This is a genomic window from Tepidiphilus margaritifer DSM 15129, assembly GCF_000425565.1.
Classification (GTDB): Bacteria; Pseudomonadota; Gammaproteobacteria; order Burkholderiales; family Rhodocyclaceae; genus Tepidiphilus; species Tepidiphilus margaritifer.
In genome coordinates, this window is the sequence record NZ_AUDR01000013.1 from 326,939 (window position 1) to 339,197 (window position 12,259).

General features: G+C 61.9%; 16 protein-coding genes. 15 read left to right on the plus strand and 1 reads right to left on the minus strand.

Annotated features, from left to right (window positions below):
• Window positions 1-8 precede the first annotated feature (8 nt).
• From murA to H607_RS13040, 5 genes are all read left to right on the plus strand, one after another.
• On the plus strand, window positions 9-1,259 hold the full coding sequence (murA, locus tag H607_RS0102355) for a UDP-N-acetylglucosamine 1-carboxyvinyltransferase (protein ID WP_028874103.1): 1,251 nt from the start codon (window positions 9-11) through the stop codon (window positions 1,257-1,259).
• Window positions 1,260-1,268: 9 nt separating this feature from the next.
• Window positions 1,269-1,925 (plus strand): ATP phosphoribosyltransferase, encoded by a 657-nt coding sequence (hisG, locus tag H607_RS0102360; RefSeq protein WP_028874104.1) that lies wholly within the window; start codon window positions 1,269-1,271, stop codon window positions 1,923-1,925.
• Complete coding sequence (gene hisD, locus H607_RS0102365) at window positions 1,906-3,234, plus strand: histidinol dehydrogenase (RefSeq protein ID WP_037989245.1); 1,329 nt, start codon at window positions 1,906-1,908, stop codon at window positions 3,232-3,234. The genes hisG and hisD overlap by 20 nt, the downstream gene beginning before the upstream one ends.
• 48 nt (window positions 3,235-3,282) lie before the next feature.
• On the plus strand, window positions 3,283-3,486 hold the full coding sequence (locus H607_RS0102370; protein WP_028874106.1) for a hypothetical protein: 204 nt from the start codon (window positions 3,283-3,285) through the stop codon (window positions 3,484-3,486).
• A 152-nt stretch (window positions 3,487-3,638) separates the two neighbouring features.
• Complete coding sequence (locus tag H607_RS13040) at window positions 3,639-5,357, plus strand: phosphoethanolamine transferase (protein WP_169393585.1); 1,719 nt, start codon at window positions 3,639-3,641, stop codon at window positions 5,355-5,357.
• A gap of 126 nt (window positions 5,358-5,483) precedes the next feature.
• On the opposite strand, the gene hisC is transcribed toward H607_RS13040, so the two are convergent.
• Window positions 5,484-6,560, minus strand: coding sequence for a histidinol-phosphate transaminase (gene hisC / locus H607_RS0102385; protein ID WP_037989247.1), 1,077 nt, complete (start codon window positions 6,558-6,560; stop codon window positions 5,484-5,486).
• 90 nt (window positions 6,561-6,650) lie between these two features.
• Here hisC and hisB point away from each other — a divergent pair, with 90 nt between their 5' ends.
• From hisB to tatC, 10 genes are all read left to right on the plus strand, one after another.
• Window positions 6,651-7,256 carry an imidazoleglycerol-phosphate dehydratase HisB gene (gene hisB / locus H607_RS0102390; RefSeq protein WP_028874109.1) on the plus strand — a complete coding sequence of 202 codons (606 nt, stop codon included), beginning with the start codon at window positions 6,651-6,653 and terminating at the stop codon, window positions 7,254-7,256.
• Between the two features lie 7 nt (window positions 7,257-7,263).
• Window positions 7,264-7,899 carry an imidazole glycerol phosphate synthase subunit HisH gene (gene hisH, locus H607_RS0102395; RefSeq protein ID WP_028874110.1) on the plus strand — a complete coding sequence of 212 codons (636 nt, stop codon included), beginning with the start codon at window positions 7,264-7,266 and terminating at the stop codon, window positions 7,897-7,899.
• Window positions 7,900-7,983: 84 nt separating this feature from the next.
• On the plus strand, window positions 7,984-8,751 hold the full coding sequence (gene hisA / locus H607_RS0102400) for a 1-(5-phosphoribosyl)-5-[(5-phosphoribosylamino)methylideneamino]imidazole-4-carboxamide isomerase (protein WP_028874111.1): 768 nt from the start codon (window positions 7,984-7,986) through the stop codon (window positions 8,749-8,751).
• Window positions 8,751-9,509, plus strand: coding sequence for an imidazole glycerol phosphate synthase subunit HisF (hisF, locus tag H607_RS0102405; RefSeq protein ID WP_028874112.1), 759 nt, complete (start codon window positions 8,751-8,753; stop codon window positions 9,507-9,509). Before hisA ends, hisF begins: the two co-directional genes overlap by 1 nt.
• Window positions 9,506-9,892 carry a phosphoribosyl-AMP cyclohydrolase gene (hisI, locus tag H607_RS0102410; protein ID WP_028874113.1) on the plus strand — a complete coding sequence of 129 codons (387 nt, stop codon included), beginning with the start codon at window positions 9,506-9,508 and terminating at the stop codon, window positions 9,890-9,892. Before hisF ends, hisI begins: the two co-directional genes overlap by 4 nt.
• Window positions 9,889-10,260 (plus strand): phosphoribosyl-ATP diphosphatase, encoded by a 372-nt coding sequence (locus tag H607_RS0102415; RefSeq protein ID WP_028874114.1) that lies wholly within the window; start codon window positions 9,889-9,891, stop codon window positions 10,258-10,260. Before hisI ends, H607_RS0102415 begins: the two co-directional genes overlap by 4 nt.
• A 2-nt stretch (window positions 10,261-10,262) precedes the next feature.
• Complete coding sequence (locus H607_RS0102420; RefSeq protein ID WP_028874115.1) at window positions 10,263-10,622, plus strand: histidine triad nucleotide-binding protein; 360 nt, start codon at window positions 10,263-10,265, stop codon at window positions 10,620-10,622.
• Between the two features lie 31 nt (window positions 10,623-10,653).
• Window positions 10,654-10,899 (plus strand): Sec-independent protein translocase subunit TatA, encoded by a 246-nt coding sequence (gene tatA, locus H607_RS0102425; RefSeq protein WP_028874116.1) that lies wholly within the window; start codon window positions 10,654-10,656, stop codon window positions 10,897-10,899.
• Between the two features lie 40 nt (window positions 10,900-10,939).
• Window positions 10,940-11,455, plus strand: a complete 516-nt coding sequence (gene tatB / locus H607_RS13045; RefSeq protein ID WP_083961885.1) for a Sec-independent protein translocase protein TatB — start codon at window positions 10,940-10,942, stop codon at window positions 11,453-11,455.
• A complete protein-coding gene (gene tatC, locus H607_RS11365) occupies window positions 11,452-12,249 on the plus strand; it encodes a twin-arginine translocase subunit TatC (RefSeq protein ID WP_051240574.1) in 798 nt (265 codons plus the stop codon). The genes tatB and tatC overlap by 4 nt, the downstream gene beginning before the upstream one ends.
• Window positions 12,250-12,259 lie beyond the last annotated feature (10 nt).

A 12,259-nucleotide genomic window follows, 5' to 3' on the forward strand; every position in this document is an offset into this window, starting at 1 on the left:
AGAACAGGGTGGACAAACTCGCCATCGTCGGCGGCGCGCGGCTCGCCGGCGAAATCCCCGTTTCCGGGGCGAAGAACGCGGCGCTGCCCATCTTGTGCGCGGCGCTGCTGACCGAGGAACCGCTCGAGGTCGAGAACGTTCCGCGGCTGCGCGACGTCGATACGCTGCTCGCGCTCCTGGCGCGCATGGGGGTGGCGATCGAGCGCGAGGGGACGACCCTGCGGCTGCAGGCGCAGCGTATCGTTTCCCCCGAAGCGCCTTATGAGCTCGTCAAGACGATGCGCGCTTCCATCCTCGTGCTGGGTCCGCTCGTGACGCGTTGCCGCGAGGCCGTCGTGAGCCTGCCCGGCGGTTGCGCCATCGGCGCGCGCCCGGTCGACCAGCACATCAAGGGGCTGCAGGCGCTGGGCGCCGAGGTGCGCGTCGAACACGGCTACATCCACGCCACCACGTCGGGGTTGCGCGGGGCGCGGCTCGTGCCGGATCTGGTCACCGTCACCGGCACCGAGAACCTGCTCATGGCCGCGTGCCTGGCCGAGGGGACGACGGTGATCGAGAACGCGGCGCGCGAACCGGAAGTGACCGATCTCGCCCGCTGCCTGGTGGCCATGGGCGCGGACATCGAAGGCATCGGTACCGACACCCTACGCGTGCGCGGCGTGCGTCGGCTGCACGGCGCGCGCCACCGCGTCATGCCCGACCGCATCGAAACCGGCACCTATCTGTGCGCTGCTGCCATCACGGGGGGGCATGTCCGGCTCACCCGGGCCGACCCCGATTCGCTCGAGGCGGTGCTCGCCAAGCTCGCCGAGGCCGGTTGCCGCATCGAGACCGGCCCCGACTGGGTGGCGCTGGAGGCGCCGCCGAGGCTGCGGGCGGTGAACGTGCGTACGGCCCCGTACCCGGGCTTTCCTACCGACATGCAGGCGCAGTTCATGGCAATCGACACGGTGGCCGAGGGCAGCGGGGTCATCCGCGAGACCATTTTCGAGAACCGTTTCATGCACGCCGTCGAGCTGCAGCGGCTCGGGGCGGATATCCGTATCGACGGCAACACCGCCGTGGTCACGGGCGTGGCGCGGCTCGACGGGGCCACCGTCATGGCGACCGACCTGCGGGCATCCGCCGGCCTGATCGTGGCCGCCCTCAAGGCCGAGGGCGAGACGATCATCGAGCGCATCTACCATCTCGATCGCGGCTACGAGCAGCTCGAGGAAAAACTCGGTGCGCTGGGCGCCCAGGTGCTCCGCATCCGGTAGAATCGAGGCATGGAACGGATCACGCTCGCGCTCTCCAAAGGGCGCATCTTCACCGAGACGCTGCCGCTGCTCGCGGCCGCCGGCATCGTGCCTCAGGACGATCCCGAAACTTCGCGCCGGCTCATCCTCGAGACCAACCGCCCCGAAGTGCGGCTGCTGATCGTGCGCGCCACCGACGTGCCCACCTACGTCCAGTACGGAGCGGCGGACCTGGGCATCGCCGGGCGGGACGTGCTGCTCGAACACGGCGGGCAGGGGCTGTATCAGCCGCTCGACCTGCGCATCGCCCGCTGCCGCCTGTGTGTGGCCGTGCCCGAGGGGTTCGACTATGCCGCGGCGGTGCGGCTCGGCAGCCGCATCCGCGTGGCGACCAAATACCTCAAGACCGCCAAGGCGCATTTCGCCGCCAAGGGCGTGCACGTCGATCTCATCAAGCTCTACGGCTCGATGGAACTCGCGCCTCTGGTGGGCCTGGCCGATGCCATCGTCGATCTCGTCTCGTCGGGCAACACGCTGCGCGCCAACCGCCTCGTCGAAGTCGAGGAAATCATGCATATTTCCAGCCGCCTGATCGTCAACCAAGCCGCCCTGAAGCTCAAGCGCGCCTTGGTGCAGCCGATCATCGATACCTTCGCGGAGGCCCTCCATGACCAGCCAAACGCCTGATTCGCCCGCCGCGCGCATTCGCCGGCTGGACGTGCGCGAGCCCGACTTCTTCGCCCAGCTCGACGCGCTGCTCGCCTTCGAGGCGCAGACGGACGAGGCCGTCGCCCGTGCCGTCGATGAGATCCTGCGCGCGGTGCGCACGACGGGCGATGCGGCGGTGCTCGAATACACCCGCCGTTTCGATGGTCTGGCGGCCACGCACATGGCCGAGCTGGAACTGCCGAAGTCGGTGCTCGCCCAAGCCTTCGCCGCGCTGCCCGCCGAGCAGAAAGACGCCCTGGTGCGGGCCGCCGAGCGCATCGAAACCTTCCATGAGCGGCAAAAACTCGAAGGTTGGGTGATCGAGGAGGCGGACGGCACGCGCCTGGGGCAGAAAGTGACGCCGCTCGATCGCGTCGGGCTCTACGTCCCCGGCGGGCGCGCCTCCTATCCGAGTTCGGTGCTGATGAACGCGATCCCGGCCAAAGTGGCCGGCGTGGGCGAGCTCATCATGACCGTGCCCACGCCGCGCGGCGAGAAGAATCCCTTGGTGCTCGCCGCGGCGCACCTCACCGGGGTCGATCGCGTCTTCACGATTGGGGGGGCTCAGGCGGTGGCGGCGCTCGCCTATGGAACGCAAACGATTCCTCAAGTCGACAAGATCGTCGGTCCCGGCAATGCCTACGTGGCCGAGGCCAAGCGGCGCGTCTTCGGCGTGGTGGGCATCGACATGGTGGCAGGGCCCTCCGAGGTCCTGATCCTGTCGGACGGTTCGGGCGATCCTGCCTGGGTGGCGATGGACCTCTTCGCCCAGGCCGAGCACGACGAACTCGCACAGGCGATCCTGGTGAGCACGCAGGCGGATTTTCTGGAGGCGGTGGCCGAGGCCATCGAGCGGCTGCTGCCGACGATGCCGCGCCGCGAAGTGATCGCCGCCTCGCTCGCTCACCGCGGGGCGCTCATCCGGGTGGACGATCTGGAGCAGGCGGTGGCGATCGCCAACCGCATCGCGCCCGAGCACCTCGAACTCGCCCTGGAAGATCCGGAGCCCGTGGCCGACGAGATCCGCCATGCCGGGGCGATTTTTCTCGGCCACTGGTCGGTGGAAGCGATCGGCGACTACTGCGCCGGGCCCAACCACGTGCTGCCGACGATGCGCAGCGCCCGCTTCTCCTCGCCCTTGGGGGTCTACGATTTCCAGAAGCGCACGAGCCTTGTCGCCGTGTCGCGCGCCGGCGCGCAAAAGCTCGCCCCCATCGCCGCCACGCTTGCCCGGGGCGAGGGCCTCACGGCGCACGCGCGTTCGGCGGAGTACCGGATCATTCCTTGAAAATGGGGGCACGTAGCGTTCGCATGAACGTGAATGAGGCATGATTCAATGGAACTGACCGCCGTTTTGACCCCGGCCCCGGAAGGTGGCTATGTGGTATTCAACCCTGAAACCGGAACGACGACCCAAGGTGAAACCATCGAAGAGGCTTTGGCCAATTTGCGTGAGGCGACGGCGCTCTATCTAGACTTCAAGCTTGGACATACCGCTCGGTACGTTGATCTGGATAGATACGGGACAGTTCCCCTCTGAATTGTCACGTTCAAATCGAAATGGGGCAACGTCGTTCGAGCCTGTCAGACATCAAGATAGAATGTGAGTATCATGTTTATGGCAATTGCATTATCAAGAAACTCAAGTGTATTGGTAGATGTCTTGTCGTTGATATTCAAAGAAATGAAAAAATGAGAAACAAATGGTGGATAATCATAATATGCTTGTTTTTCATTTTAATGATTCCAAATATTCTTTTCTCGATAAAAAGCGAAGAGCATTTAAAGGCTTTTATTTTATCGGCGATACCGCAGATATTTTTTATAGTTTTTGGTATTTCTTCTACAAGAAACCTAAAGCTGATTTTGTTGTTTTTGTCGCCATTATACATAATAATTCCTTTTGAATCTTGGTATATATTAAATTATAACGAGCCGTCTAGCTCGCAAATCATCGCGGTCGTTAAAGAATCCAACATAGAAGAAGCAGCAGGTTTGTTGGGCTATTACGGTATAATTTCAAAAATATTTGTAGGTATTATTTTATTTATAATAGCCATTATTGTTTCTGTAAAAGCTCCAATAAACAAAATACCAAAAGGTAAAAAGCAAAAAGCAATATTGTACGTTTCTTTGTTTTCCTTGATTTTATATTATTATGTGTGCTTTAATTTGAGTCCCGATGCAAATGCATTGCAACAACAAAATTTTCAAGAGAATTTATCACAGGATGTAAATTTAACCTCTGGTGGGCTTGCACTTGGTGAAAGAAGGTTGTCTAAAAGTTTTCCAACGGGAATAATTTTTAGAATTAAAGGTTATATTTCTGAGAAAAGGGCCCTTGAGAATGCTATTTACCATATAGATGAAATTAAGTTTAACCCATTTAGATCGATTGAAATTCCCAATGAGGAACAAGAGATATATGTTCTTGTTATTGGTGAATCTGCTCGCCCTGACCATTTTCAGCTTAACGGATATGATAGACAAACTAATCCAGAATTGTCAAAAATAAAAAATATATTTAGTTTTAGTAATGTGGTGTCTCCATGGAGCATGACTCGTTTGGCAGTTCCTGTAATACTTACAGGAAAAATGGATAAAAATCATTTGAGCCCTTTGGATGCGGGTTCTCTGGTAACGATATTTAAACAGGCAGGGTTTAAGACTTATTGGATATCAAATCAGTCCCCTTTGGGAATTCATGATTCTTTGATATCAATACATGCCTCAAAATCTGACAAATTGTTGTATACAAATCTGGGCAGTTATTCCGGAAAAAGCAATTATGATATTGAAATTATAAAAACCCTGGGTCATATATTGAATGATAAAGCCCAGAAAAAATTTATCGTGTTGCATATGATTGGAAGTCACTTTCCCTATGAACATAGATATCCAAAAGAATTCGACTTCTTTAAAAAAGGCGAAAAAATTAACGGCCCACCTTTGCTTTTGAATCAATACGACAATACGATATTGTACACAGATTATATCTTGTCAAAGATAATCGAACTAATAAAGACTTATACGGAAGAAAATCATGGCATTGGATTTATGTTTTACATTTCCGATCATGGGGAAACTTTGCCTACGAAAGAGTGTACCCAATTTGGGCATGGCCATAATTATGATCCGGAGTTTATGGTAGCCAGTCTGTTGTGGTTGAATGAAAATTATTCAAATAGGTTTAAAGAAATACCAAAAATGGCGGAAAAAAGGAAAGACTACCCTTTTTATTCTCGACAGGTTTTTGATACAATTACTTCACTTGCCCACATAAATTATAATGAGAGGCTTGAGGAGAATTATTGGTTTTCTGAGAAATGGAAAAAAGAAAAAAGATGGGTTTTTGGGGATAGAGATTTCGATATGTCCGATAGAGGAGGGGCTTGTAATGAAATACGATGACTTTTATTCCCCTTTGAACGCACTTTCGTAATTCGCATCGCGTCTTCTCTGCCATGCTCTATCTTGTAGCTCGCCAGTTTGGACTTTGCCTTGAGGGTGCTCCATGGATTTTTGGCGTTGTCCTTGCTAACCCCCCAGGATTTTGGCAAGCGTCTCCAGCAAACGGGCGCACTGTTCGCGGGTGCCCACGGTGATGCGGAGGAAATCGGCGATGCGTGGCTGATCGAAGCGCCGCACCAGCACCCTACGCTTGCGCAAGGACTGCGCGAGTTCCGCGCCGCTGCGCTCGCGGTGGCGGGCAAAGACGAAGTTCGCCTGCGAGGGGAGTACTTCGAATCCCAGGGCTTCGAGTCCGCGGGCGAGCGAGGCGCGTGTGGCGATCACGTCCAGCCGCATGGCCTCGAAGTGCGCTTCGTCCTGCAGCGCTGCGAGCGCCCCGACCTGCGCGAGCCGGTCGAGGGGGTAGGAATTGAAGCTGTCCTTGACGCGGCGCAATGCCTCGATGAGCGGCGCCTGGCCGATGGCGTAGCCCACGCGCAAGCCGGCGAGCGCCCGGCTCTTGGAGAAGGTCTGCACCACGAGGAGGTTGGGGTAACGCTCGACGAGGGGAACGGCGCTCTGCGCCCCGAAATCGACGTAAGCCTCGTCGATCAGGACTACGCACTGTGGGTTGCCGGCCACGATGCGTTCGACGTCGTCGAGCTCCAGGGCGATGCCGGTGGGCGCGTTCGGGTTGGCGAAGACGATGCCGCCGGCGGCGCGCTCCTCCTGCGGCAGGAAGGCAGGGACCGACAGGCGGAAGTCGTCGGTCAGGGGTACCGTTTCGTGAGGCAGCCCGTAGAGGGTGCAATAGACGGGGTAGAAACTGTAGGTGACGTCGGGAAACCAGATCGGCCCGGAATGACCCAGGAGCGCATGGAAGGCGAAGGCGAGCACTTCGTCGGAGCCGTTGCCGACGAAGACTTGGTCGATCTCCACGCCGTGGCGTTGTGCGAGTTCGTGGCGCAGCGCCGTCGCTTCGGGGTCGGGATAGAGGCGCAGCCGCTCGTCGAGCTCGGACTGGATGGCGGCGAGTACCCGCGGCGAAGGGCCGTGCGGATGCTCGTTGGTGTTCAGCTTGATGAGGTCGGGGATTCGGGGCTGCTCGCCCGGAACGTAGGGGGTGAGCCGCTTGACGGTAGGGCTCCAGTAACGATCGTCCATGCGCCGTTTTCTCGGGATCGGGGTTGCCACGCTTGACACGCCCAATGGTATCATGCGCGGGTCACCACGTTCCGTTTCTCCGGCTTTTCCATGACCGAATCCTCTGTGGGCCGCACCGCCGTCGTCGAACGCGACACCCTCGAGACCCGGGTGCGCGTGGCGCTCGATCTCGACGGCAACGGTCGCGCCGAACTCTCCACCGGCGTGCCCTTTCTCGACCACATGCTCGAGCAGGTGGCCCGCCATGGGCTCATCGACCTCGAAATCCGCGCCGAGGGCGACACGCACATCGACGACCACCACACGGTCGAGGACGTCGGCATCACCTTCGGTCAGGCGTTTGCCAAGGCCTTGGGCGACAAGCGCGGCCTTTCCCGCTACGGTCACGCCTACGTGCCGCTCGACGAGGCGCTGTCGCGCGCGGTGGTCGATCTCTCCGGCCGCCCCGGGCTCGTCTTTTGCTGCGAATTCACCCGTGCGCGCATCGGCGCCTTCGACGTCGATCTCGTGCGCGAATTCTTCCAGGGGTTCGTCAATCATGCCGCGGTGACGCTACACCTCGACGGCCTGCGCGGCGTCAATGCCCACCATCAGTGCGAGACGCTCTTCAAGGCCTTCGGTCGGGCGCTGCGCATGGCCTGCGCCCGCGATCCGCGTCTGGAGGGGCGGATGCCCTCGACCAAAGGGGTGCTGTGAGTCGGCCATGAACATCGCGGTGATCGATTACGGCATGGGAAACCTGCGCTCGGTGCAGAAGGCGCTGCAGACCGTCGCGCCCGGCGTTTCAGTGCGGCTGGCGCGCACGCCGCGCGAGGTGCAAGAGGCCGACCGCGTCGTCTTTCCCGGCCAGGGGGCGATGCCCGACTGCATGGGGGCGCTCCAGCGCCAGGAGATGCACGAGGCAGTGCTCCGGGCGGCGCGCGAGCGGCCGTTTCTCGGCATTTGCGTCGGACTGCAGATGCTCTTCGAACGCTCCGAAGAAGGCGGTGCCGCCGGGCTCGGCCTTTTTGCCGGCGAGGTGGTGCGTTTCCCGCGCGACGGGGCATTCGCTCCCGGGCAGGCGCATCTCAAGGTGCCGCACATGGGCTGGAACCGGGTCGAGAACGTGCGCGAGCATCCCATCTTGCCGGTGCAGGGCAGCGGCGAGCGCTATTATTTCGTGCACAGCTACTACGTCGCGCCGCGTGATGATTCGCTCGTGCTCGCCCGCACCGATTACGGCGTCGTCTTCGCCTCGGCGGTGGCGCACGACAATCTCGTGGCGGTGCAATTCCACCCCGAGAAGAGCGGGCGGGCAGGGCTGGCGCTACTTGAGCGCTTCGTGCGCTGGGCTCCATGAGCGCGGCGCAGGGGAGGGGGTGCGGTTCGCCGCACCGGGTGACAACGACGGCGGCCAAGACCGCCCAACGGGACCTGTGACATCATGCTGCTGATTCCCGCCATCGACCTGAAGAACGGCCAATGCGTCCGGCTGCGCCAGGGGCGCATGGAAGAGGCCACCGTATTCTCCGAAGATCCGGCCGCCATGGCGCGCCACTGGCTCGACCAGGGGGCGCGGCGGCTTCACCTCGTCGACCTCGACGGGGCCTTCGCCGGCAAGCCGAAGAACCTCGCGGCGATCGAGGCCATCCTGGAAGAAATCGACGGCGAGGTGCCGGTGCAGCTCGGCGGCGGCATCCGCGACCTCGACACGATCGACCGCTACGTGGAGCTGGGCATCGAATACGTCATCATCGGCACGGCCGCGGTGAAGCATCCCGGTTTCCTGCAGGACGCCTGTGTCGCTTTTCCCGGTCACGTCATGGTGGGGCTGGACGCCAAGGACGGCAAGGTGGCGATCGACGGCTGGTCGCGCAGTAGCGGCCACGACGTCGTCGAGCTCGCGCGCAAGTTCGAGGACTACGGCGTGGAGGCCGTCGTCTATACCGACATCGGCCGCGACGGGATGCTCTCGGGGGTGAACGTCGAGGCGACGGCGCGGCTCGCGCGTGCGTTGCGTGCCACTCCGGTCATTGCCAGCGGCGGCATCGCCACGCTCGCCGACATCGAGGCGCTGTGCGCCATCGAGGAGGACGGCGTGATGGGGGCGATCACCGGGCGCGCCATCTACGAAGGCACGCTGGACTTCAAGGCCGCGCAGGCGCTCGCCGACGAACTCGCGGCGCGGCGCAGTGCGCAAAGGACGGCCTGATGCTCGCCAAGCGCGTCATCCCTTGTCTGGACGTCCATGCCGGGCGCGTGGTCAAGGGGGTCAATTTCGTGTCGCTGCGCGATGCGGGCGACCCGGTGGAGATCGCGCGGCGCTACGATGCCGAGGGGGCCGACGAACTCACTTTCCTTGACATCACGGCTTCGAGCGAAGAGCGCGCCATCCTGCTCGAGGTCGTCTCGCGGGTGGCCGAGTGCGTCTTCATCCCGCTGACCGTGGGCGGGGGGGTGCGCCGCCTCGAGGACGTGCGCGCGCTGCTCCTTGCCGGGGCCGACAAGGTGAGCATCAACACCGCGGCGGTACAGCGGCCCGAGCTCATCGCCGAGGCGGCCGATCGCGTCGGCTCGCAGGCCATCGTCGTGGCCATCGACGCCAAACGCGTCGCGCCCGGACGCTGGTCGGTGTTTACCCACGGCGGGCGCGTCGACACGGGGCTCGACGCCATCGAATGGGCGCAGAAAGTCTGTGCGCTCGGCGCAGGTGAGATCCTCCTCACCAGCATGGATCGCGACGGCACCAGGCAGGGGTTCGACCTCGAACTCACCCGCGCGGTGTCCGACGCCGTGCCCGTGCCGGTGATCGCGAGCGGCGGCGTGGGCACGCTGCAGCATCTGGTCGAAGGCGTCACCGAGGGGCACGCCGACGCGGTGCTCGCCGCCTCCATCTTCCATTTCGGTGAATACAGCATCCGCCAGGCCAAGGAAGCGATGCAGGCGGCCGGCGTGGAGGTACGGCTGTGAGCGAAGATCTGTTCGACGCCGTGCGCTGGGGCGAAGACGGCCTGGTGCCGGCAATCGCCCAGGACGCGTCCACGGGCGAGGTGCTCATGCTCGCCTGGATGAACCGAGAGGCGCTGGCCGAGACGATCGCGCGCGGCCAGGCCGTTTACTGGTCGCGCTCGCGCGGCCGGCTGTGGGCCAAGGGCGAGACCTCCGGACACGTGCAAAAGCTCGTCGAGCTGCGGCTCGACTGCGATGGCGATGCGCTGCTGCTGCGCGTCGAACAAAGGGGCGGCATCGCCTGTCACACCGGACGGCGGAGCTGTTTCTACCGCCGCTGGCGCGACGGGGCTTGGGAAGTCGTCGAAGCGGTGGTGAAGGATCCGAAGGAGATATACTCATGATCGACTTGGAAGTGCTGCGCCGCGTCAGCCAGACGCTCGCCGAACGCAAGGCGGCCGATCCCGACCAATCCTATGTTTCCAGCCTGTACCAGAAGGGAACGGAGGCGATCCTCAAGAAAGTGGCCGAGGAGGCCGCCGAAGTGATCATGGCGGCCAAGGACGGCGACCGGCTGCATCTGGTGTGGGAGGTCACCGACCTGTGGTTCCACACCATGGTGCTGCTCGCGCATTTCGGCCTGTCGGTCGAGGACGTGGCCGCCGAGTTTCGCCGCCGGGAGGGCGTCTCGGGTATCGACGAGAAACGCGCACGTCTGGCCACGGCGGCGGAAGCCGAATCCGTGGTGATTGCCAAAGGAGGGAAAGCATGACGATGCAAGCCGATCCGAATTGCGTGTTCTGCAAGATCGTCGCCGGCGAGATTCCGGCGAAGAAAGTCTATGAAGACGACGAGGTGCTGGCGTTCCACGACATCCGTCCGGTAGCGCCGGTCCACTTGTTGGTGATTCCGAAACACCACATCCCCTCGACCAAGGAGCTCACCGACGACGACGCCGGTTGGATGGGGCGCTTGATGGTGGCGGCCACCAAGGTGGCGCTCGCGGCCGGCTGTCAGGATGGCTGGCGCACCATCATCAATACGGGCCGCATCGGCCGTCAGGAAGTGATGCACCTGCACGTGCATCTGCTCGGCGGGGGAAACGAGCCGCTGCCCATCATGCTCAAGCGCTGAGACGGAAGGCACATCGAAGAGGGATATGACTATGGGTTCATTCAGCATCTGGCACTGGCTCGTCGTGCTACTCATCGTCGTGATGATCTTCGGCACGAAGAAACTGCGCAACATCGGGCAGGATCTCGGCAGTGCCGTGCGCGGGTTCAAGGAAGGGATGAAGAGCGCCGAGGAGGAAGAAAACGCTGCGGCTGCCCCGCCTAAGGCCGTGAGCGACCAGACCACGATCGAGGGGGCGATGCGGGACAAGAGCGACGCCTCGCGTCCGCACGCGTGAACCGCTTGCCGTATCGCTTGCCGCTCGAGGAGAGGTGACGGTGTTCGACGTCGGCTTTTCCGAGATGATCGTGATCGCCGTGGTGGCGCTCATCGTGCTCGGTCCCGAGCGTCTGCCCAAGGCTGCTCGCACGGCCGGTCAGCTCATCGGGCGGCTGCAGCGCTACGTCGCCGGGGTCAAGGCCGACATCGAGCGCGAGCTCCAGCTCGAAGAGCTGAAAAAGCTGCAAGCCCAGATCGAATCCCAAGCGCGTGAGCTGCAGGAGACGATGCGCCGTCAGCAAGAGGCGCTACAGGCGCCAGTGCGCGAGACGATCGCAGAGGCGCGCGCCGCGCTCTCGCCAACGGGTTCGATCGCCGAGACGTCGGCCGTCGTGACCGCGCCTTCTGCCGCCAGTGACACACCCTTTCCGCAAACGTCGGCCGAGCCGACGGTGACGCACCCCCAGATCTCCCCGGGCGATGCCCGTGCGCCGACCGATGTGGGGTCGATGCCGGTTCGTGCCGAAGTGAAACCCGAGGCGGCGCATCTTCCTCCGCGAGAGGGAGCGCAATGAACGACGAGCCGATCCAGGGCGAAGAGAGTTTCCTGTCCCATTTGGTCGAGCTGCGCAGCCGCCTGCTGCGGGCCATCGCCGCCGTGCTCGTCGTCTTTCTCTGTCTGGCCCCTTGGGCGGGGCATTGGTACGACCTGCTCGCGAAGCCCATGCTCGACGCCCTGCCCGAAGGCTCGACCATGATCGCCACCGGGGTGGTGACGCCTTTCTTCGTGCCGATCAAGGTCACGATGTGGCTCGCTTTCCTCATCGCCCTGCCTTACGTCCTCTATCAAGCCTGGGCCTTCGTCGCCCCCGGCCTGTATGCCCACGAAAAACGTCTCATCGCCCCCTTGGTGATCGCCTCCACCGTCCTCTTCCTGCTCGGGGTGGCGTTCTGCTATTTCTTCGTCTTTCGCGGGGTGTTTCGCTTCATCGCCGAATTTGCGCCGGCGAGCGTGCGCGTGGCACCGGACATCGAGCAGTATCTCGGCTTCGTGATGACCATGTTCGTCGCCTTCGGCGTGACGTTCGAAGTGCCGATCGCCGTGATCCTGCTCGCCCGGGCGGGGGTGGTCGACGTCACCAAACTGCGCCAGGCACGCCCTTACGTGATCGTCGGCGCCTTCGTCGTCGCGGCAGTCGTCACTCCGCCCGACGTCGTCTCGCAGTGTCTGCTGGCGGTTCCCATGGTGCTCCTCTACGAGGCAGGGGTGCTCTTCGTGCGCTGGGGAGCAGCCTCCGGCGGCGGGGAAGAAGAAACCTTGCCGGCCGCTCCGCGCGAAGAAGGGCCTCCTCAGCAGGTGCAAGACTAGCGTCGCGAGG